The sequence below is a fragment of the Psychromonas sp. CD1 genome, assembly GCF_002239585.1.
Lineage (GTDB): Bacteria > Pseudomonadota > Gammaproteobacteria > Enterobacterales > Psychromonadaceae > Psychromonas.
Genome location: NZ_NDFH01000003.1, coordinates 445,468 through 466,312 on the forward strand (window position 1 = coordinate 445,468; position 20,845 = coordinate 466,312).

Below are 20,845 nucleotides of genomic sequence, written 5' to 3' on the forward strand. Positions count from 1 at the left end.
TACCGAGCTCGAATTCGTAATCATGGTCATAGCTGTTTCCTGTGTGAAATTGTTATCCGCTCACAATTCCACACAACATACGAGCCCGGAAGCATAAAGTGTAAAGCCTGGGGGGTGCCTAATGAGTGGAGCTACTCACATTAATTGCGTGCGCCTCACTGCCCGCTTCCAGTCGGAAGCTGTCGTGCAGCTGCATATGAATCACACGCCCCGGGGAAAGGCGATTGGCGAATTGGGGGCGCCTCTTTCCGGCTAAGAAGTTTTTTTGAGATATTATATACGTTCATTAAAGCTCGCTATCAATACCCCTTCACACCGTACCTCTCTATAGATGTTCAAAAGACAAGTCATTCATAGAGAGTTTAAAATAATTTTCCTGGTTTTGTAATCTAAAGATTAATTTTTATATAATTACGCATCTTAAATCAGAAAATAAGGAGATAAATTGGTCTGAAAATTGCTTACTAAACAGAGATAGTTAGATTTTTCTTTGAAAGGCAAAGCAAATGACTACAAATATAATGAATACACTTTCTTCTCCTTTAAAAAACACATTAAGTCATGATGTGAAATCAAAAACTGCTCCTCTGGTAGATATCCATAATACAGACCCCAAGATGCTAAAGCTTGATAAAAAGGCGGTAAATAAAGAGGCTGATGTTGTTTTTTCCGATCGATCTCTCAAAATGCAGGCTATCTCTAAAGATTTTTTTCAACAGGGGGGTTAGCACTAAGTGATGTTCCAAAATATATACAACGTTTACAAAAAGATGGTTTTATAAGTGCACAACAATCACAAAAACTTTGTGATTCAAATATCGGTAAAGCGGAAAAATTAAGCCGTAGTACGGCAAAAATCGTTAACTTTTTAAGTGATTTCAAAGTAAAAGTCGTAGCGCAAGATAAACAAGATCCGTTAATAGATATTTTATCTCAAGCATCAAAAATTGTTGAAAATTTAGGCGAGATGAACGGGAAAACAAGCGCAGAAACGGTGAAAGGCACTTTGTTTAAATTACAAGCTTATTTAGACAGCTCCGACGCTTCGAAATGGAGTAAAGCATCATTAAGATCTTTAAATGATGTAAAAAGTATTCTATCGGTGACGGACAAGTTAGCGTTAAATCCAAGCAACTCAAAGGCTACAAATCGTTATTTACAAGTATCAAAGGGAACTATTTAAGCGTAGTACTATGTATTTTATATGTATTTTATATGTGTTTATCTTGCACTACATTACTGCGCCGTTTTCAGCGTATTGTTTAAAGCTTTGAAAGCACGCCCATAAAATGTTATGGACGTGTTTTAGAGATAGTTATTCCGGTAACACCGCATTATGATATATATTTTGTACATCATCACAATCGTGGAGCATTGCCATAAACTTTTCAAATTTCTCTACATGTTCCTGGTCAATATCAATATCAGTTTGAGCCACAAAAGTAATTTCTTCAATTTCTAATTCGAGATCGGGGTAACTTTCATGTAAAGCACTTTTTGCTTTGAAAAATTCTGTATGAGGACAAAATACGGTGATCATTCCGTTTTCACCTTCAACATCGGTGACATCAACATCTGCCATCATTAATTCTTCTAAAACGGCTTCATCATCAGCGCCTTTAAAAACAAAAACAGCTTGATGTTCAAATAAATGTGCCACGGTACCCGGCGAGCCAATTTTTGCACCGGTTTTAACGAAACAGGTGCGAACATCAGTCCAAGTCCGTTTATTATTATCTGTTAAACAATCGACAATAACGGAACATCCACCAGGGCCAAATCCTTCGTAGGTTGCACGTTCATAATCTTCACCCGCGCCACTTTGTGCTTTTTCAAGGGCGCGATCAATAACATGGCTAGGTACTTGGTCTTTTTTTGCACTGTCAATTAAACGGCGTAAACTTAAATTACCTTCGGGATCAAATCCACCATTTTTAGCGCAGACATAGAGTTCTTTTGAATATTTAGAATAAATTTTTGTTTTTGCGCCAGCCGTTTTTGCCATTGATTCTTTACGGTTTTGATATGCTCTTCCCATGGATCGGACTCTTTATTGTTAGTTATTTACAAATAATGGCAATAATATTACTCCTATGTAACAGATTAGGCTAGTCAAGGAAGGTAAAATCTCGGCAGGTAAAATTAATGTAAATTAAGCGATAAAGAAAATAGTAAAGCCATGTTCGATTGTCAATATTTAGAGTTAAAATATCTTGCTGCTTATTCACCCTCTATTCTCGATAAAGTGCGTGAAATGCTTCAAAAAAAGACGTTATCTTCTTTTTTATTAGAAAAACATCCGAAGAAGCACTCTATTAATAATGATAGGCACTTACGTGAATACGTGATGGCATTAAAAAATAACTACTTAAAAAAATCAGCCCCCCTCAGTAAAATAATTTATGATCCTAAAATTCATGTCATTCATAATGCGCTGGGTTTGCATACCGTTATTTCAAGAGTACAAGGTAATAAATTAAAACGTAAAAATGAGATCCGTATCTGTGATGTTTTTAAAAATTGTCCGGAATCTTTTTTAAAAATGATTGTGGTACATGAATTAAGTCATTTGAAATATAGAGAGCATGATAAGGCTTTTTATCATTTATGCGAACATATGTTACCGGATTATCATCAATTGGAATTTGAAATGCGCGTGTATTTAACTCAAATCGAATTGCTAGGTAATATCTATTAAAGGTGACTATCTACTTTTCACTCAAAATGAGTTTTAAGCGATGCATACCTTCATTAATATCAATCAAGGGTAAATAACCAAGATCGTTTTTGGCTGCACTAATATTGAAATAATGGCTGGTAGAAAGTTGCTTGGCAACAAAACGAGTAATAATGGGTTCGTGTTGTTTACGGAGGCAAAAATAAAATCCTTCAAGTATCGCTCCGAGTAAATAAGCCATGGATGCAGGCACTCTTTTACTTACTTTAGGTAAATTTTGGCAAGCCAGTATTTTATTTAGCATATCTGCCATTAAAATAGGCTGATCGTCACTGATAAAATATGCTTTCCCCGCACATTTCGAGTGCGAATTATGCAACTCAGCAGCGCCGAGAAGGTGTGCATAGACTGCATTATCAATATAAGTGGTATCGACTAATTTATCTGTTTTTCCAAGTAGTTTAAGACGACCTGTTTTCGCTCGAGAAAGTACTCGCGGTATTAAATGTCTATCTCCTGGGCCCCAGATAAGGTGGGGGCGCAACGCTACAGTTTTTAATTGAGTTTGATTGCAATCTAATATTTTTTTTTCTGCAATGGATTTAGATAATGCATAATAATTTAAAAAATTCTTGGCGTAGGGGGTTGACTCGTCAATGCCATCTTCGTCAACACCAGAGAAGGTCACACTCGGTGTGCTGGTATAAATAAGCTTATTAATGAGATGTGTTTGACAAGCCGTAATAACATTTTCAGTACCGAGCACATTACTTTGAAAATAACTTTTTTTACTTCCCCAAACTCCTGCTTTAGAGGCGATATGAAATACAATGTCACATCCAGACATTGCTTTTAATAAAGCGTTAGCGTCATTCAAATCGCCTTGATACATTGTTACACCCAGAGCTTCTAGCTCTGGGTAGTAAGTTCGAGCAAAGCCTACTACCGGGATATTCGCTAAGCGCAAATGCTCGCATAAAGCCTTACCTAAAAAACCGCCAGCACCGGTGACGAACGCACATTTAATTTGTCGCTTTAGCTTAAGAAGAATTGTTTGTTGTAGGGCTGGTAAGTGTTCAAAAGCTAAAATGCCATGCTCGGTCATCTTAATTGTCCTGATGTTGTTTTGAATATTTTAATTGGGCCCAGAGTGCTAATTTTTCTCTAAATATTTTTGCATTGTGACGAATATCCATCGGGAAGTCTTTATGGATCAAAAAATGATAGATCCCTTGTGTTGTTTGGTGTTGCTCTGCAATTGCACTTAATTCATTGAACAGACGCAGTGTATCTTTACATTTTGGATGTTTCAGCTCTACACAGAGAAGCGCTTTTGTTTTACCCCGCACATTAATCGAGACTAATGCACTGCGTTTAATATCTTTATGAGTATTAAATATTCTCTCGCAAGGAATTGAAAAATAACATTTATTTTGATTGTTGTAGTCACTTTTAACGCGATGCGCTTTACGACCACACATCCATAAATTACCCTGATTATCGAGATAACCTAAATCTCCCATACGGTGACGAATATCACCATTGTCTTCTATTTTAGCCAATAAAGTTGCTTCCGGCCGTTGATAATAAGCTTGGCTTACTTGTGTACCTTTAACGACAATTTCACCGATACTATAAGGAGCTAAGCATAGATTATCCTGCCAGTCTTTAATGGGTTTTTCTGTGATTTTAATAATAGACAGTGTAGTATTTTTAATTGGAAAGCCGACGCAGATACCACTGCCATTTTGGGTGTGTTTTTCTGTTTGTAATAATTTAGCGCTGCTTATTTTTGTGATGGGTAAAGACTCTGTTGCACCATAAGAGCTGATAATTTCAGTTCCTTTATTAAGTATGCGAGAAAATTGTTGTAATGAGTCAACGCTTGCCGGCGCCCCAGCAGAGATAACACGGCGCAAACTGTCTAATACAATATTTTGCATACAGCCAGCTTTACCTAAGCGCTCTATTAATGCAGGATTAGCAAATAAATTAGTACATTGATATTTTTCAATAGCGGCAAATAAATTATTGGGGTTGGCTTTAATAGGTTTACTTGCATCCATCAGAGGAATAATTGATGCCATGCCTAATGCAGGCCCAAATAAAGAAAATAGAGGAAAAGTCGCGAGATCACGCTCACCATGTTGAATGTGGTAATCATTGCGTAAGATATCTATTTGCGTTTCAAACATGGCATGGCTATATATAACGCCTTTGGGATTACCAGTACTACCACTGGTAAATAGGATTGCCGCCATCGCATGTTTGTTTAATTTTTCCATTTTAAAGGGGTGTTGTAGAATATTTTTTTTCAATAAAGAGGGGATACTTTGAATGCCAAATAAATCAAAAGGCGCCACACTAAAATAATATTTCAGCGTGTCTTTTCCCCAATCATATAAAATGCGGGCAACATGAGCTTTGTTAATGCCAATAAACGCAGTTGGTTGCGCTTCAATAAAACATTGTTTAAGGTTTTTAATACCCATACCGGGATCAACTAAAATAGGGATGATGCCGGCTTTAAATAAAGCAAAAGTAATACTAAAAAAATCTAAACTTGGGGTGATCATTAAAACTGCTTTATCGCCAGCCTTTAAACCTTGCTTAGTTAAAACATAAGCAATATGGTCACTGCGTTGGTCTAACGCTTTAAAGGTTAATTCTTTGTATACTAGTTTGTTAAAACTTTTTTGCTGTACTGCCACAGCAAGATCATTGGGAAAGTTCTGTGCCGCTACAGAGAGGTGACGACAAAGATTTGCTTCTTTATTTTTACTCATAAATTATAAGTTTTGTTTCAAGAATTTTGTTATTAAAGGGATGACCTGAGCACTTGCATCTTCTAAAATATAGTGCCCACAATCAGCAAATTCATTAATCTGTGCATGTGGCATTTTTTCTTTCCACAAGGTCAAAAAATGTTTGTCAAACACGAAATCTTGCATACCCCAGCAAATAAGAGTCGGTGTGTTTTTAAATTGTGTCACACTTTCACTAATTTTAGAGACTAAGGAATAACTTTTATCATTTTGGTGTAGTGGAATATCCTGAATAAAACGTAACGTGGAAATCCGATTTCGCCATGAATTAAAGGGCATAACATAAGCGGCTCGAATATTCTTAGGCATGGGTTTACGTTTAACACCAATATACGAGGCGACAGAAGAAAAAGCATTTAAACCCCGAACTAATAATGTGCCTATGTACATATTTCTACAAATAAATAGGGCTAGTGGTAATTTTTTGCTAGCCGGAAGATGAAATGCGCTCGTATTTAATATCACTAAGCGTTTAATTCTATCTGGGTGACGCTGAGCATAGCCCATTCCTATCATTCCACCCCAATCATGTACAATAAGGGTAATGTTTTTGTGAATATTAAGCGAATCAAGTAAGGCTTCTAGGTCGTCAATACGACTTTTTAAGCAATAATTGTAATTTTTATCGCTGGGTTTTGAAGAGAAACCACAACCGATATGATCCGGTACAATGCATTGATATTCGTTACGTAATGCTTTTACTAAATTTCGATAATAAAAAGACCAACTAGGATTACCGTGGAGCATAATGACAGGTTCACCCTGACCTTCATTCAAGTAATGGTATGTATGCCCATTACGTTTTAAATAATTACGCTGAAAAGGAAATAAGGTCTCTATATTTTTATGTGTGTTCATTACCATTTTAATCCTAGCATCATACAATTAAGGCCACTGCCTATTCCTAAAAAACTGACGTTATCGCCTTTTTTCAAAAAACCTTGTTCATTTGCGATAGCGGCTGTAATAGGTAATGAGACTGTACCCATATTGCCTAGGTAAGCGAAAGTGGGGAATTCTTTACTTTCTGGGATCTGTAACGCACTTAATACTTGTTTCTGATTAGAAGAGCCGACTTGATGGCAAATGACCTTGTCGACATCTTCTACTAACCATCCGCGTTTTTGTAAAAAATGTTGCCATGTTTCATAGGCGAGTTTAACCCCTTCTCTGAGCAAAGGCACCGCATTGGTGCGCATAAACTCTTGTTGTAATTTGACACCGACTTTGCGCACTCCCCATTGACAAAGATCATAGTATTCAGGAGCACTTAGGTGGCTGGCACCGAGTAACTGATGTTGGCAATTATTATTTAATTGAAAGCTGCCATCGGTTAATAGAACTGCCGTTGCACCCGATCCCCCGGTTAAGGTGGCTAAAGACTGTGCAAAATTTTGAATCGTTGGATTTTGGAGCATATTATCAATGGTGAGATTTACAATATGTCGAGCGGATTCACAAGAAACGACTAATCCCGCTTTAATCTGTCCTAATTCAATACGGTTAGCGATATCTAATATTCCAGATAAAACCCCCAAACAAGCATTGCTTATATCATAGATAGCAGTGCTACTATTGACGCCTAGCACAGATGCAATGCGACAAGCTGTTGCGGGCTCATGTTGGTCACGACATACTCCGGTATATACGACTGCGCCAATATCATCGATATCAATGCCCGTTTCTGCCATGCTTTTTTTAGCAGCCTGAATCGCTCCGTCGGATAAACGGTGGTTTTCTGGCCACCAACGTCGTTCTTGAATACCCGTTAATGCTGCCAATTGTCCCATGGGAATATGTAACTTTTTATACAATGGGGCAAGGCGTGATTCTAGTTCATTACTGCTAATAACGGTTGGTGCTAACTCATAAGCTAGGCTATTGATAAAAACGCGGGAATATTTCATTAAGCAATTCTGTTTCTCATCTAGTACACATTAAAAGAGCAAACGTTAATCGTTTGCCTTAAATCGAACGCGTAGATTAACGCAATTATCTATTTTAAAAAAGTGCTAAGCGAAAAGAATACGCTTTTTGCAGAGCAATTGCATATAAACTCTATTAATTGATTGTATTTTACTCGTTTTTTAAGGGCTTTCCCTTTTTTAAATAGCTTAACCATTGTCGGTCAATTTGCATCGATTCTAATATCTGTTGGCTTAAAGGTAAAGGCTCTGCATTAATTTGACTGGCTAATAGTTCGGCTAACAAAGGCGAACTAACTAAGCCTCGTGAGCCTAAGCCACTTAGAATAAATAAGTTTTTATGAGGGGGAACACTACTTATAGCTTGTTTATTATCTCTATTTTCATTTTTTATACGTGTTAATGAATAATCAGCTAAGGCACCAACATACGGGAAATGATCGCGAGTTGTGCAACGAATACCGATATGTGCATCTTGATGTTTTATATCGATAGCTTTTATCCAAGGTTGTGTTGGTAGCGATCGTTCTAATTTTTTTTTGTTTTCTTGTTGTTCTAAAGCAATAAACTCATCATTAGTTTGATGACGTTTAAAAGTGGCGCCCATGCAATGCTTTTGTTGATTGGCGGGTGTTAAATAGCCGGCATGGCAAAGAGGAACGCGTAGTTTTTTTAAACCCTCGGTTGATTTTATATGGGTGACTTGTCCGCGCGCCGCGGAAAAGGGCAGTGCGAAGCATTGTTTAAAATCAAGTGTGTGCATTGAGCAAGCTAAAATAAGTATCGGATGTGTACATGTTTTATTTGCAAAATGTAATTGCCACTGATTTTTGGTTTGTGTAAAATATTGTAATTTATGTTGTAGTTTAATTGTTACTTTACCTGTTAAACAAGCTTGTTTAAAAATAGCATTAACCAACTGTTTGGGACTAAGCCAGCCACCTAAAGGGTAAAATAAAGCTGCTTGATCAATACTCATTTGGGAGATTACATTAGTGGTGCTTGCTTTGACGTATTGTACTAGCTGTTCGGGTAAATTAACCTGCCGTATTTTATCGAGTCTTATGCTTGTTTCCTTATTGTAATAAAGCTGTAGTAAGCCCTTAAATTCATGATCGATAGGGGTATTTTGATGGATGTCTTTAATATAATTACGCGCATATAAAAATGCATTGGCAAATAACTGACTGAGAGGGTTATGATTGTGAGTCAGTAAGGGATAAAGTGTTCCTTGCTCGTTACCTGAAGCTCCTGAGCTTAAAGTGTCATCTTTGCAATAGAGTGTTACATCATAACCCCTTCGTACTAAGGCAAGTGTTAAACAAGCACTACTAATACCACCCCCTATAATAGCGATTTCTTTTTTCTCTTGTTTTGCATTTGTATGCCAAAGCGCTAATGTACTGTGTGGGGGGGATATGCGATGTAATTGTCCAATGAGCATTTCGCGTTTTTTAGCATAACCTTTACGTTTGTTTATTAAAAAACCAGCATCTTGCAGTGCTCGTCGAACAAATCCTGCTGCGGTAAAAGTCGCTAAAGTTGCTTTATCTTTGCATGTATTTGCGATGAGTTTAAACAGTTCAATGTTCCACATCTCAGGATTTTTATTCGGAGAAAAACCATCCAAATACCAACAATCAAAAAGACCTGAAGGAGGGATGCAAAGAGTCGGTAATTGCGTCTTTACATCCCCCAGCCAGAGATCTAGAGTTACATTTTGTAAGTGAATACGATGACAGCCACTTAAATTAAGTGGATATTGTTCAATTAAAGGCTCAATAAAAGCAGATAATGTTGGCCAACGGCGTAATGCTTGCGTAAGATCTTCTTTATTTAGTGGATATTTTTCAAAACTGCTAAAAAAAAGATGTTTTAGTGGTGATTGAGGGTGTTTTTTTAAAAAATCTTGAAAATAAAGGCAAGTGGTAAGAAAGTTTAAACCGCTTCCAAAGCCTGTCTCAGCAATACAAAAATGCATTTCTGTTGATGTTTCCCAGCGAGGCGTAAGATTATTACCCTGTAAAAAAACATAAGTAGATTCCTCAATGCCTTGATCCGTGTTAAAATAAACATCATTATAATGGGTCGAAAAGGGTTCTTGCTGATCAGACCAGTGAATATGTGCATGTTTAATTAGTATGTTTTTGTCTTCAGACAAGATATATTTCCTATTATATGCGATTATATTTTTATATTTTAAATCAATGAGATTGAATAGAATTAATTATTCTCATTGTATGACTACTTCCCCAAGCAATAAAGGTTTAATGATGAAAAGAGCAGTAATAACAGGTATGGGCATTATGGCTACTTCCCCAAGCAATAAAGGTTTAATGATGAAAAGAGCAGTAATAACAGGTATTGGCATTGTTTCTAGTATTGGTATCAATAAAGAAGAGGTTCTAGCTTCCCTTAAAAGTGGTCAATCCGGCATTACATTTTCTGAGCAATTTGCGGAAATGAAAATGCGTAGTCAAGTTTGGGGGGCTGTTGATATTGTGCCTAAAGAGCATATCGATCGTAAAGCTCTGCGTTTTATGGGTGATGCTGCCGCATATACATATATTGCGATGCAACAAGCAATAGACGATGCGGGCTTAGCCGATGATCAAGTTTCTAATGAACGTACTGGCATTGTTGCGGGCTCAGGTGGCGCTTCGTCGTTAAATCAAGTAGCGGCGGCTGAAATAATGAAAACCAAAGGCGTGCGCCGTGTAGGTCCTTATATGGTTCCTAGAACAATGGCGAGTACTACATCTGCATGTTTAGCGACACCTTTTAAAATAAAAGGTATTAACTATTCAATGAGCAGTGCGTGTGCAACAAGTGCACATTGTATTGGCCATGCATGGGAACAGATTCAACTTGGCAAACAAGATATTGTTTTTGCGGGTGGAGGTGAAGAATTAGATTGGACAATGGCCTGTGAATTTGACGCAATGGGCGCGCTGTCAAGTAAATATAATGAGACCCCTGAAAAGGCATCACGTACTTATGATGTGGCACGAGATGGTTTTGTTATTGCAGGGGGTGGCGGAATGGTTGTTGTTGAAGAATTAGAACATGCGCTTGCTCGCGGTGCAAAAATTTACGCTGAAATAGTTGGTTATGGTGCAACATCAGATGGCTATGACATGGTTGCACCATCGGGTGAAGGAGCTGTGCGTTGTATGCGTCAGGCTCTTGCAACCGTTGACGGTAAAGTTGATTACTTAAATACACATGGAACATCTACTCCGATTGGTGATACAAAAGAGTTAGGCGCCATTAATGAAGTTTTTGGTTTAAATGCACCTAAGATTAGTGCGACTAAATCTCAAACGGGCCATGCACTCGGTGCGGCTGGAGTACATGAAGCGATTTACAGTCTTATTATGATGGAAAATAATTTTATATCACCATCAATAAATATTGATGAATTAGATGAATTAGCTGTAAATTTGCCGATTGTAGCCAATAAATCCATTGAGGCAAAATTAAATATCGTGATGTCTAATAGTTTTGGTTTTGGTGGTACAAATGCAACGCTCGTATTTAAACGTTTTACAAAATAAAGGCGTATGTTACAAAGAATGAAAGAAGGAGCTTCGGCTCCTTTTTTGATTTTATTGTCGTGGAGTACATGTAGTGAAGATTTATATTGATGAAAATATTCCTTATGCCCGTGAATTTTTTGCAGAGCATGGAGAGTTATATTTTTTTTCTGGCCGAACAGTTTGTGCTGAACAGTTAAGGGATGCAGATATTTTATTAGTGCGTTCTATAACACAAGTTAATGAAGCTCTATTACATTTGAATACTTGTTTAAAGTTTGTTGGCACTGCAACCATTGGTACCGATCATATCGATTTAGACTATTTAAAATCAAAACAGGTAAGTTTTAGTAGTGCCCCTGGATGTAATAAAGTATCGGTTGCAGAATATATACTTAGTAGCTTACTTGTTTTAGCTGAAAGACAGCAGTTTAAGCTAAAAGATAAAAGTGTGGCGATTGTAGGGGCTGGAAATACAGGAAGTGCTCTTCATCAACGGTTAAATGCACTCGGAGTTCGTTGTAAATTATACGATCCACCCTTACAATTAAGTGCTGATCCTCGCCAATTTTGCAGTTTTGATGAAGTTTTAAATTCTGATATCATAAGTTTACATGTACCTAAAATTATTCAAGGTGAGTATCCAACCTGGCATTTGTTTGATAGGAGCACTCTACAAAAGTTAAATAACAAACAAATTTTATTAAATGCGTCACGTGGTGAAATAATTGATAATAACGCGCTGTTATCTCTAGCAAAAAAAGGATTAACCCCCACTTTAGTGCTTGATGTCTGGGAAAATGAACCACATATTAATCGTGAGTTATTAGATTATGTCGACATTACGACTCCCCATATCGCGGGTTATAGCTTAGAGGGTAAAGCGCGCGGAACAGAAATATTATATCAAGATTTTTGTCAGCATTTGTCATTAGAAAAGCAGTATAATGTAATAAATTTCATGCCTGCGCCGTTGATTAATAAAGTATCTATTAATGGCATATTGGATGAAAGCTTATTTAAAGTGTTAATGCATATGATTTATGACGTACGTAGAGACGATGCATTATTTAGACAAAGGATTGATCAAACAGATGGTTTTGATACCATGCGCAGAAATTATCAGGAACGTCGAGAATTATCTACGTTACAAATAGACTCAGTTATTGAGCAAGAACAATTATTACAAGCATTGGGCTTACAGCGTGATGTTAATCAATAGAGGAAAAAAATGAAATCAGAATATAATATTGCGCTAATTGGAGATTTAAATGGTGCGATTGAAGCAACGCTAGAGTTATTAGCACAACGTAATTTCCCCGTGGCGAAAATATTTCCATTGTATGAGGGTGAAACAGAAAAAACATCGGTTATGTTCTCTGGGAAACCGGTTGATATCATTGACATTCAAGATTTTGATTGGCAAAAAATAGATATAGCGTTCTTTTTTACAGATATTGAAAGCACTAAAAAATGGGCAGATATAGCGAGTAAACATTGTATCGTTATCGATAATAGTGGCGCTTTTTTAAGTGATGAAAATGTTCCGTTAATACAAGTGGATGTAAATGAAACAGGTTTTGCCGATTTTACGCAGAATAATAAAATTAGTATTCCAAGTAGCGAAGCTGCACAGTTAAGTTTAACCCTTAAAAAGTTACATCAAGAAATAGGATTAGTACGTATTAGCGTTTCTAGTTATCAATCGGTTTCGGTTGCAGGGAAAGTCGGTGTTACAACACTTGCAGGAGAGACCGCGCGATTATTAAATGCTAAAAGTATTGAACATGAATTGTTTCCACAACAAACGGCATTTAATGTTTTCCCTCAAGTTGGACAATTTAATGATGATGGGCACAGTTTCAGTGAAGTACGTTTAGTCAATGAGGTGCGTCGATTATTAAACGATCCCGCTATTATGGTTGCAAGTACACAGGTTGTTGTACCAATGTTTTATGGTTGTGCTCAATCCGTACATGTACAAACACATTATCCTGTTGACTTAGAAGAAGTGGCACAATCATTGCGTGATAGTGCAGGACTAACATTAGTTGAATCAGTTTGTGATTATCCTAATATAATAACCGATGTTGTCGGTAATGATAGCGTTCAAATCGGGCGCTTACGTCAAGATCTTTGTGACCCAAGTGGGTTAAATTTATGGATCTGCGCGGATAACGTATATTTTGGAGTTGCTTGTAATGCAATAAAAGTAGCTGAAAAACTGATAAAAAATTATATATAGGCTACTTTATATAATTAACTGGTTGATTATAAGGGGCTAGATCTCAATTCTAGCCTTACATTTTAGGATATTTTAATAATGTATTTATTGATTTAATGTAAGAAAACAATATGACTGGTTTGTGTAGGAGATAAAATGATAAGACCGCTCATACTCGATGTAAAGGGTTGTGAATTAGAAATACAAGATAGAGAAATACTCGCTCATCCTATGATAGCTGGCGTTATTTTATTCACTCGAAACTTTTATGACATTAAACAATTAAAATCATTAGTTCAACAGATCCGTTTAGCCGCTAGCAATGATATTTTAATTGTAGTCGATCATGAAGGTGGGCGAGTACAACGTTTTAAACATCAATTTACGCTACTACCATCTGTTGGGTCGTTACAAAAGTTAAATACACCAAATAAAGCAATAGAGTTGGCTCTTAGTTGTGGTTATATTATGGCTCGAGAATTAATTGCTTGTGATATTGATTTAAGCTTTGCCCCCGTATTAGATTTAAATGGTATTTCAGATATTATTGGTCAGCGTGCTTTTTCTGCTTCCCCACTCGAGGTAATTACACTGGCACGTGCTTATATTCAAGGGATGAAACAAGCTGGGATGGCGTGTACGGGCAAGCACTTTCCTGGACATGGTAGTGTGAAAGCTGATTCTCATATTTCACTACCTATGGATAATCGCACATCAGAAGACATTTTCAAATCTGATATAGTGCCTTTTAAGGTCTTAATCGAAGAAGGCTTTTTAGATGCTATGATGCCTTCTCATGTCGTTTATAAACAGTGCGATTCAATGCCAGCAAGTTTTTCTAAGTATTGGTTACAAACTATTTTACGCCAGAAGTTAAATTTCAAAGGTGTGATAATTAGTGATGATCTCTCTATGCATGGAGCAAGTTTTATGGGTGATCATGTGGATAGAGCACGCAGTGCTATTGACGCTGGCTGTAATTTGATTTTGGCGTGTAATGATATTGATGCTGCAGTTTCTATTTTAGATAATTTACAAGTCTCTTCGCAAAAAGATACCTTTGCGGTAAAATACTTGTCTTATTCAAAAGGCAATGGAAGGTGTGCATTACAACATGATCCTTTATGGCAAAAACATCAGTATAATATACAGTTATTTAATGAACGACTTTAATGATCCTTCTAATAAAATGATAGGACAATCCAAATGATTATTTATTTGCATGGTTTTGATGCGACAAGTCCCGGTAATCATGAAAAAATAATGCAATTGAAGTTTATCGATACAGAGGTACGTTTAGTTCACTATAGTACCGTGCATCCAAAATATGATATGAGTCATATTCTCGGAGAAGTACATAAACATATACAAAGTAGTGATGATAAAGCACCGTTAATTTGTGGTGTTGGTTTAGGTGGATTTTGGAGTGAACGAATAGGATTCTTGTGTGGTATAAAACAAGTTATTTTTGATCCTAATTTATTTCCCGAAGATAATATGGTTGGCAAAATAGAATGGCCAGAAGAATATCTAGATATTAAAAGTAAATGTGTGCTAGATTTTCGGAAAATGAACCAAAAAAAATGTTTATGTATTTTATCTTCGTTAGAGGACTCGTATACGATGAATTGTATTAAAAAGGCGTTATTACCTTATTATCCTATAATATTAGATGCTCAACAAGGGCATAAATTTAAAGATATCGCACATCATTTACAAAGGATTAAAGCATTTAAACTCGCACCGTAGTATATGAGAAGTATAGTTTATTCAAAATAAAAAGATTAAATTATTTATGTGATTTTGTAATATAAGATAAGCCATATAACAAGGTTTACCTTAATCGTTACCTAAAAAACATAGTGTGTTTAGTTTTAATGCAATTTTAACCTTGGTCGTAATACACGATTAATACGCCCTACTATCGTGATCAATACAGTACGAAAATAACCATGTAATGCAACTTGATGCATTCGATATAACGAAATATAAACGAGACGTGCCATACGCCCTTCGACTTTCATTGAGCCTTTCATTAAGTTACCCATTAAGCTTCCGACCGTACTGTAATGACTCAACGACACTAATGAACCATAATCGGTATATTTATAATCAACAAGTGTTTTGGATGCTAAAGATGCGATGATATTCTTAGCAACAAGTGAAGCCATCTGATGTGCAGATTGAGCACGAGGCGGTACAAAACCACCTTTTTCTAACGCACAGCTAGCACAATCACCAATCGCATATATTGAATCATCTAAAGAAGTTTGTAATGTAGGTTTAACCACTAATTGATTAATTCTATTTGTTTCTAATCCCGCAATATTTTTTAAAAAATCAGGCGCTTTTATTCCGGCGGACCAAACGATAAGATCTGCCTCAATGAACTCTCCTGATTTAGTTAATAAGCCTTTCTCCGTTGCTTCGACAACCATTGTTGAAGTACGTACATCCACACCTAATTTTGATAATTCTTTATGAGCGGATTTAGAAATCCGTTCAGGTAAAGCGGGTAATATTTTATTGCCCGCTTCAATGAGACTTACTTTTAATCCCTTAGCATCAATATGTTCAAAGCCATAACTTGAAACTTGCTCTAAAGCATTAAATAGCTCAGCAGAGAGTTCAACACCCGTTGCACCTGCACCAATAATTGCTACGTTAACTTGCTTTGTTTCTTGCACGCACAATTGTAAATATTTATTCAACATTCGATGATGAAATTTTTTCGCTTGTTGCGGTGTGTCTAAAAAAATACAATGTTCACTAACACCTAGTGTATTAAAATCATTGCTCACACTGCCTAACGCCATAACTAAAATATCATAATTTAACTGACTTTCAGGCAAAATTATCTGACCGTCCTCTTCGTCAATTAATTCAGACAACTGAATTTTTTTATTCTGACGATCTATATTTTTAAGTTTTCCTAATTTAAAATTAAAATATTGATTTTTTGCATGAGCAGGATAGCTTAAAGCATCAATACCATCATCTAGAGATCCCGCTGCAACTTCATGTAATAAAGGTTTCCATAAATGTGTTCTATTCTTATCAACCAATGTGATCTTTGCTTTATTTTTTTTACCTAATTTATTACCTAACTTTGTTGCAAGTTCAAGTCCTCCTGCACCCCCACCAACTATCACAATTTTTATCATTTAACATCCTTAAATTAAATTTGCTTTCAGCAACGCGCCAAAAAAAAATTGCTGAAAACAAACTTTATAATAATACCTTAATCTAGATCATAAAATAATGGAATATAGCAGTGAAAGCAATGGTTTTTATTCGTTCAGAGCATATTAAATAACACTTATATTCAAATAATAAGTGCTTCGATTAAAACGGTATGGAAAGCGCTCAATTGAACATATATTCATCGGATTTCCGTCAGAAATATGACAATGGAAACGGAGAAAATCTAATAAAGTTGTTCAACTAAAGGCGCGTTACATCCCAAAATAACGTTATGATAAGTACCTAGTTCTCTAGACAGATCTCAAGTTCTCAAAGTACACTTTTTCAAATTCATGAGGACTTACACCATTATTAGTACCATGTTTTTAAGGGTAAAAAAATAATGTGTCGTACTTTATATGACAGACTATCAACAATCAACGAAATAGTGCGAGGCAACGGTAGAATAAACCTTTTGATGATTCATCTATATCGCCTTTTTGTAATAAATCGATACGGTGATTAATTAATGATAGCACGTCCTTAAAGTTACATTGTAAAGCATAGGGAAAAGCGTCTTCACAATGCGTAAGGGGGTAAATGTTAATTTTTTTCTGTTTAATTAGATGTAAAGTTTGCTTATCAAGTGTTAAGTTTATTTGATTTGCGCTTGGTATTAAAATAGAGACTGGAAAATCTAATAGACCTAATTCAAAAAGCCGAGTGACAGACTGTATTTTTTGATTTATTCCACCAATTGGTAGAATATTACCATGTTGATCCAATGCTCCCGTTACAAATAAATCCTGTCGGATAGGTTGTTGAGCATAACACGAGGTAACCGCAAGTAACGTGGCAAGAGATGCACTATCGCCATCACTTTCTTGATAGGATTGTTCAAATACAACATTACAGGAAAGAGGAAAATTATGCACATGTGTAAAAAAATGATTTAAATAACCTTGTACAACTAAGAAACTTTTAGCGTGAATATTACCTGCAAGCTCAACTTTACGTTCAACATCAATAATTTCTCCATCGCCAATCATTTCACTGGCAGATAGGCGAAATATTTCACCAAATTCAGTGGGATAGCCCATGAGTTCAACGACAGCCATGCCATTAACTTGTCCGATAACGCTATCGGAGAGTTGTATATGTACTTGTTTCTCAAGTAATGCTTGTTCACTGAAGTTTTGCGCTAAGGAGCGAGATTTCATTTGTATATCGAAAGCTTGCTGCAAATGCTTCGCATCTAAAACCGTATTTTTTTTGTTGAAAATTTGTGCATAACGGATCAGGTTTTCAATAAAATCAGGTGAAAACAATAATTTTTTCTGGTGCTCTGTTGCTTGAGCAAGGTAATCAAATAAAAGACAAAGAGCATCATCGGTTAAGGGCATTAATTTCAAATCTTTTAATAGTCCCTGACAATAGTGTTTTAGCGCGTGAATATTCGTAGAATTGGCCACCACCGATGAGGATAATTCGGTAAAAAGCGCGCTAACTTGATGATATTCAGGATCAAGAATTTGCAATTCATCTAGTTGATAACGTGTACAAATTAAAACTATTTTTGTATTAATTTTGTTTAAAGGAGTCTCGGGATAGCAACCTTTAAAATTATTGGCATTGACAGCTGATCTCGCAGATATGGTTCTATTTATTAAAAAAGATTTTAATAAATACCAAAGATCAGGGGATGCAAGTAGCGGGCTAATATGTAATGTTAAAACACCGTTATTCCATTTTTCTATTTCACCTGGCTGGAAATCAAAATTATGTTGTTTATTTAAATTTATACGGCCAAAAAGCTTTTCTTGGTCATAGTTTTGTAATGTGAGTGATTTTAACTCGTGCGGATAACTTGCATGGAGCACTGCTAGTGCAGCTTGCCAATGCGTTGCATTAAATAACAATAATGAATGAGGCAACTGTAAAAAATGTTTGATCGCCTGTGTCACAAGAGGAAAAAGAGATAGCCACGTCACATCTGAAGTGGGCGATTGAGAAAGCATTTCACTGAAGTCAACGCCGCACATAGACGCGTCAAGAGGTATAGATAAGGTAGCGTTTGGTTGCGTACGCTCAGAAATTAAATTTGTTGTCGGCAATGTAAGAACTCTAAAAGGCTGATTAAGTGAGTCATTATAAGGTTTGCAGGGAAGGATGCAATCAGTATGCTCTAAATACTGATCGTTATGTAGAGCGTATCGCCATTTATTGCGGGTTTTATCCGCTTATAAAAGATATTGATTCGTATGTTGTTTATTATATTTTTCAGTGCAACATTGGCAACGTTGCAGGGTTGCATCTTTTTTTAATCTTTCTAATTCAATGCTTTCTTCACAATCAGCACATAAACCAAACATTCCAATATTTAAATTACTGAGTGCAGCATCAATATTTTTTATGGTTTTTATTTTGTCTTTAAGTACTTTTATTTCAACATTTTTACTAATAATTATCAGTTCATCACAAGAAAATAAAGCCAGTTTTTTTTCTGGAGTGACACAATCTGAAGCCGGTAAGGTCTCTAACGTATCAATAATATTGATACGTTGTAAATTGAGTTGTTTTAATAAGCTATTTTGAAAATTAGCGAGTTGTTTCTCGGTAAGTAATGACATTTAATTGTCTCTATGGGAATAGTCTACTTATCATAGAGAGTCATTTGTGATGTTCTATGATTTAAGTCAAACACTAAGGACTATAACTGAGGGATAAGTAAAAAATTGACATAGATCAGAATTTATAGACGGTGCTTACCATTTTTTCTTCTCTTGAAAAATAAAATCAATATCATTTTTCTTTTCAGCTTCGCGCTCTTTGATCTCTTGTAATTTTTTATCATTTTTTTCGTGAAGTGCTTTTTTTATTTCAGATCTAAGTTTTATCAATTGAGTTTCTTTTGAGCTTAGATAACTATCTTTATCAGCCATAGAGCTCAATATAATGATTAATTTATTAATCATTTGATTGGCACTGCCATATTGATGACTATTTTTAGAATCATAAATCTTTTTTAAACTGTTTTCGATATTAATCTTTAGTTGCATCATTTCTAAACGACGATCTTCTACGACAAAATTTTGGGTAGAAACTTTACCTTTAGCATGTTCAGAGCGGAGCACTGCACGAATTTTCTTGGCAATTTGTAATAAGACTAGTGCTTCTCTATCACTTTGAGGTGTTTTAAAAATACTCTCGTCGGGAGGCGTATAACTCTTTTGTAATTCTTTAATTTGTAAATTGGTATTCGACAGATGATTTTGAATGGCCACACTAACACTACGCTCACTTGAAGTTTTTAGCATAAAGATTAATGCATTTTTGATTCGATGCTGCAAGATAAGTAATAACGATTGACTAAAAGGCATGTTGGTTGCTTGTAAGAGTAGCTCATCAACCTCTGCGATAATCGCGCGTTGTTTGCTCGTTGCAAGGCGTCGCTCGGTATCAATTTTTTGTCTATATTGTTGTATTATATTGTACCCAATTAAAACAAAAAGTAATAAACCCACTAATATAAAAATAATTGTATATAACATAAAATCTCAAAAAAAAGGGATAGAAAACTATAATAGATAACAAATCATTAAATGATATTTATCGCTCTAATATATCACGTACAATAAAACAATAGCAGTGAATATAAATCAATTGGGAAGAAATAAACTAAATATCCCGCCGGTTTCTTTTCCATTCATTAAGCTAATATACCCGCTTAATGTCTTGTTTTTATGTTTAGCCGCTATTGTTTTTGCAAACAAAAGGCCTAAACCACTATGGCCTTTACACGCATTAAAAGGCATGTTATCAAAGTTATTATGTAAAAGCATATGCTCTGGATAGCCCGGCCCATCATCTTCAACTTGAATAACAAGATAAGATTTTTTTATAAACGCGCGTAAGATAATATTACAATGACTATAACGTAATGCATTAATAAAAATATCACTGATTAAATATGTAATAAGATCGTTGTCGTAATACGCATTAAGATTCTCATCAACACTTAAAGTAACTTTTTTATGTTGGCTATTAATATACAGCTTATTTTTGTCCATGACATCTTCTAAAGTATCACGTACTGAGTGCTCTTCTATTGATATCGGCAATTGTTGTTCATTTCGATATAGTGCAAGTAATTGAATTAATGTGCTGTTAATACGCATTGTTTGATAATGTAAGCCTGCTAAATCTTGATGCTGTGTAACGGTTAGATTATTAGCTATGTTTAGATTCTCAATTGATTGTAGCAATATAAACAATGAGTTTTTCATATCATGTGCTGTTGTTGCCAAAATCATATTAAAATCAAGATCGTGTATATTATTCATTATACGGCCCATTAACATGCTTAAAGCGGTTCATAAGGATTGAATATTAAGTATATAGTTAAATATCCTTAATATTCAATAAATAATATAAAAAGAGGGGCTAGGTCACAAACTCGTCTTTTTAGGAGTTAT

Annotated in this window: 19 protein-coding genes; 8 read left to right on the forward strand and 11 right to left on the reverse strand. The window is 35.6% G+C overall.

Translation table 11 applies throughout. The features are described 5' to 3' along the window. Window positions 1–506 precede the first annotated feature (506 nt). Together B8W84_RS03485 and B8W84_RS03490 are read left to right on the forward strand one after the other, a co-directional pair. Window positions 507–728, forward strand: coding sequence for a hypothetical protein (locus tag B8W84_RS03485; protein ID WP_094751931.1), 222 nt, complete (start codon window positions 507–509; stop codon window positions 726–728). A gap of 239 nt (window positions 729–967) precedes the next feature. Next, on the forward strand, window positions 968–1,183 hold the full coding sequence (locus tag B8W84_RS03490; RefSeq protein WP_094751932.1) for a hypothetical protein: 216 nt from the start codon (window positions 968–970) through the stop codon (window positions 1,181–1,183). A gap of 132 nt (window positions 1,184–1,315) precedes the next feature. On the opposite strand, the gene B8W84_RS03495 is transcribed toward B8W84_RS03490, so the two are convergent. Next, window positions 1,316–2,038 (reverse strand): YebC/PmpR family DNA-binding transcriptional regulator, encoded by a 723-nt coding sequence (locus B8W84_RS03495; RefSeq protein ID WP_094751933.1) that lies wholly within the window; start codon window positions 2,036–2,038, stop codon window positions 1,316–1,318. A gap of 141 nt (window positions 2,039–2,179) precedes the next feature. Here B8W84_RS03495 and B8W84_RS03500 point away from each other — a divergent pair, with 141 nt between their 5' ends. Next, window positions 2,180–2,698, forward strand: coding sequence for a YgjP-like metallopeptidase domain-containing protein (locus B8W84_RS03500; protein WP_094751934.1), 519 nt, complete (start codon window positions 2,180–2,182; stop codon window positions 2,696–2,698). A gap of 10 nt (window positions 2,699–2,708) precedes the next feature. On the opposite strand, the gene B8W84_RS03505 is transcribed toward B8W84_RS03500, so the two are convergent. The 5 genes from B8W84_RS03505 to mnmC all read right to left on the reverse strand — a co-directional run bounded on the left by B8W84_RS03505 (window position 2,709) and on the right by mnmC (window position 9,588). Beyond that, complete coding sequence (locus B8W84_RS03505; RefSeq protein WP_094751935.1) at window positions 2,709–3,782, reverse strand: NAD-dependent epimerase/dehydratase family protein; 1,074 nt, start codon at window positions 3,780–3,782, stop codon at window positions 2,709–2,711. A gap of 1 nt (window position 3,783) precedes the next feature. Continuing rightward, window positions 3,784–5,463 carry an olefin beta-lactone synthetase gene (gene oleC, locus B8W84_RS03510; RefSeq protein ID WP_094751936.1) on the reverse strand — a complete coding sequence of 560 codons (1,680 nt, stop codon included), beginning with the start codon at window positions 5,461–5,463 and terminating at the stop codon, window positions 3,784–3,786. Between the two features lie 3 nt (window positions 5,464–5,466). Then, window positions 5,467–6,360: an alpha/beta fold hydrolase gene (locus B8W84_RS03515; RefSeq protein WP_094752728.1), complete on the reverse strand. Its 894-nt coding sequence runs from the start codon at window positions 6,358–6,360 to the stop codon at window positions 5,467–5,469. Then, window positions 6,360–7,409: a 3-oxoacyl-ACP synthase III gene (locus B8W84_RS03520; RefSeq protein ID WP_094751937.1), complete on the reverse strand. Its 1,050-nt coding sequence runs from the start codon at window positions 7,407–7,409 to the stop codon at window positions 6,360–6,362. Before B8W84_RS03520 ends, B8W84_RS03515 begins: the two co-directional genes overlap by 1 nt. Before the next feature lie 169 nt (window positions 7,410–7,578). Further along, window positions 7,579–9,588 (reverse strand): bifunctional tRNA (5-methylaminomethyl-2-thiouridine)(34)-methyltransferase MnmD/FAD-dependent 5-carboxymethylaminomethyl-2-thiouridine(34) oxidoreductase MnmC, encoded by a 2,010-nt coding sequence (mnmC, locus tag B8W84_RS03525; protein ID WP_094751938.1) that lies wholly within the window; start codon window positions 9,586–9,588, stop codon window positions 7,579–7,581. Between the two features lie 178 nt (window positions 9,589–9,766). Here mnmC and fabB point away from each other — a divergent pair, with 178 nt between their 5' ends. From fabB to ycfP, 5 genes are all read left to right on the forward strand, one after another. Beyond that, window positions 9,767–10,984, forward strand: coding sequence for a beta-ketoacyl-ACP synthase I (gene fabB / locus B8W84_RS03530; protein ID WP_094752729.1), 1,218 nt, complete (start codon window positions 9,767–9,769; stop codon window positions 10,982–10,984). Between the two features lie 73 nt (window positions 10,985–11,057). Next, entirely contained in the window at window positions 11,058–12,185 is a 1,128-nt protein-coding gene (locus B8W84_RS03535; RefSeq protein WP_094751939.1) for a 4-phosphoerythronate dehydrogenase, read from the forward strand. A 9-nt stretch (window positions 12,186–12,194) separates the two neighbouring features. Beyond that, on the forward strand, window positions 12,195–13,208 hold the full coding sequence (locus B8W84_RS03540) for an aspartate-semialdehyde dehydrogenase (RefSeq protein WP_094751940.1): 1,014 nt from the start codon (window positions 12,195–12,197) through the stop codon (window positions 13,206–13,208). 138 nt (window positions 13,209–13,346) lie between these two features. Further along, a complete protein-coding gene (gene nagZ / locus B8W84_RS03545; protein WP_374220146.1) occupies window positions 13,347–14,360 on the forward strand; it encodes a beta-N-acetylhexosaminidase in 1,014 nt (337 codons plus the stop codon). A gap of 33 nt (window positions 14,361–14,393) precedes the next feature. Continuing rightward, on the forward strand, window positions 14,394–14,936 hold the full coding sequence (ycfP, locus tag B8W84_RS03550; protein WP_094751942.1) for an alpha/beta hydrolase YcfP: 543 nt from the start codon (window positions 14,394–14,396) through the stop codon (window positions 14,934–14,936). Between the two features lie 125 nt (window positions 14,937–15,061). Here ycfP and B8W84_RS03555 read toward each other — a convergent pair whose 3' ends face one another. The 5 genes from B8W84_RS03555 to B8W84_RS03575 form a co-directional block, all read right to left on the reverse strand. Further along, a complete protein-coding gene (locus B8W84_RS03555) occupies window positions 15,062–16,351 on the reverse strand; it encodes an NAD(P)/FAD-dependent oxidoreductase (protein ID WP_094751943.1) in 1,290 nt (429 codons plus the stop codon). Between the two features lie 456 nt (window positions 16,352–16,807). Then, window positions 16,808–18,484 (reverse strand): AAA family ATPase, encoded by a 1,677-nt coding sequence (locus B8W84_RS03560; RefSeq protein WP_094751944.1) that lies wholly within the window; start codon window positions 18,482–18,484, stop codon window positions 16,808–16,810. Window positions 18,485–18,610: 126 nt separating this feature from the next. Next, window positions 18,611–19,000: a TraR/DksA family transcriptional regulator gene (locus B8W84_RS03565; RefSeq protein WP_094751945.1), complete on the reverse strand. Its 390-nt coding sequence runs from the start codon at window positions 18,998–19,000 to the stop codon at window positions 18,611–18,613. A 135-nt stretch (window positions 19,001–19,135) separates the two neighbouring features. Continuing rightward, window positions 19,136–19,921 (reverse strand): DNA repair ATPase, encoded by a 786-nt coding sequence (locus B8W84_RS03570; protein WP_094751946.1) that lies wholly within the window; start codon window positions 19,919–19,921, stop codon window positions 19,136–19,138. Window positions 19,922–20,029: 108 nt separating this feature from the next. Next, entirely contained in the window at window positions 20,030–20,713 is a 684-nt protein-coding gene (locus tag B8W84_RS03575) for a sensor histidine kinase (protein WP_094752730.1), read from the reverse strand. Window positions 20,714–20,845 lie beyond the last annotated feature (132 nt).

What these genes read in the sequence shown, in the direction of transcription:
- B8W84_RS03555 (WP_094751943.1), bottom strand. Translation starts at nt 16,351, where the DNA reads ATGATAAAAATTGTGATAGTTGGTGGGGGTGCAGGAGGACTTGAACTT.
- B8W84_RS03500 (WP_094751934.1), top strand. Translation starts at nt 2,180, where the DNA reads ATGTTCGATTGTCAATATTTAGAGTTAAAATATCTTGCTGCTTATTCA.
- B8W84_RS03495 (WP_094751933.1), bottom strand. Translation starts at nt 2,038, where the DNA reads ATGGGAAGAGCATATCAAAACCGTAAAGAATCAATGGCAAAAACGGCT.
- B8W84_RS03575 (WP_094752730.1), bottom strand. Translation starts at nt 20,713, where the DNA reads ATGAATAATATACACGATCTTGATTTTAATATGATTTTGGCAACAACA.
- B8W84_RS03540 (WP_094751940.1), top strand. Translation starts at nt 12,195, where the DNA reads ATGAAATCAGAATATAATATTGCGCTAATTGGAGATTTAAATGGTGCG.
- oleC (WP_094751936.1), bottom strand. Translation starts at nt 5,463, where the DNA reads ATGAGTAAAAATAAAGAAGCAAATCTTTGTCGTCACCTCTCTGTAGCG.
- B8W84_RS03485 (WP_094751931.1), top strand. Translation starts at nt 507, where the DNA reads ATGACTACAAATATAATGAATACACTTTCTTCTCCTTTAAAAAACACA.
- B8W84_RS03505 (WP_094751935.1), bottom strand. Translation starts at nt 3,782, where the DNA reads ATGACCGAGCATGGCATTTTAGCTTTTGAACACTTACCAGCCCTACAA.
- B8W84_RS03515 (WP_094752728.1), bottom strand. Translation starts at nt 6,360, where the DNA reads ATGAACACACATAAAAATATAGAGACCTTATTTCCTTTTCAGCGTAAT.
- B8W84_RS03520 (WP_094751937.1), bottom strand. Translation starts at nt 7,409, where the DNA reads ATGAAATATTCCCGCGTTTTTATCAATAGCCTAGCTTATGAGTTAGCA.
- fabB (WP_094752729.1), top strand. Translation starts at nt 9,767, where the DNA reads ATGAAAAGAGCAGTAATAACAGGTATTGGCATTGTTTCTAGTATTGGT.
- B8W84_RS03490 (WP_094751932.1), top strand. Translation starts at nt 968, where the DNA reads ATGAACGGGAAAACAAGCGCAGAAACGGTGAAAGGCACTTTGTTTAAA.
- B8W84_RS03565 (WP_094751945.1), bottom strand. Translation starts at nt 19,000, where the DNA reads ATGTCATTACTTACCGAGAAACAACTCGCTAATTTTCAAAATAGCTTA.
- ycfP (WP_094751942.1), top strand. Translation starts at nt 14,394, where the DNA reads ATGATTATTTATTTGCATGGTTTTGATGCGACAAGTCCCGGTAATCAT.
- B8W84_RS03570 (WP_094751946.1), bottom strand. Translation starts at nt 19,921, where the DNA reads ATGTTATATACAATTATTTTTATATTAGTGGGTTTATTACTTTTTGTT.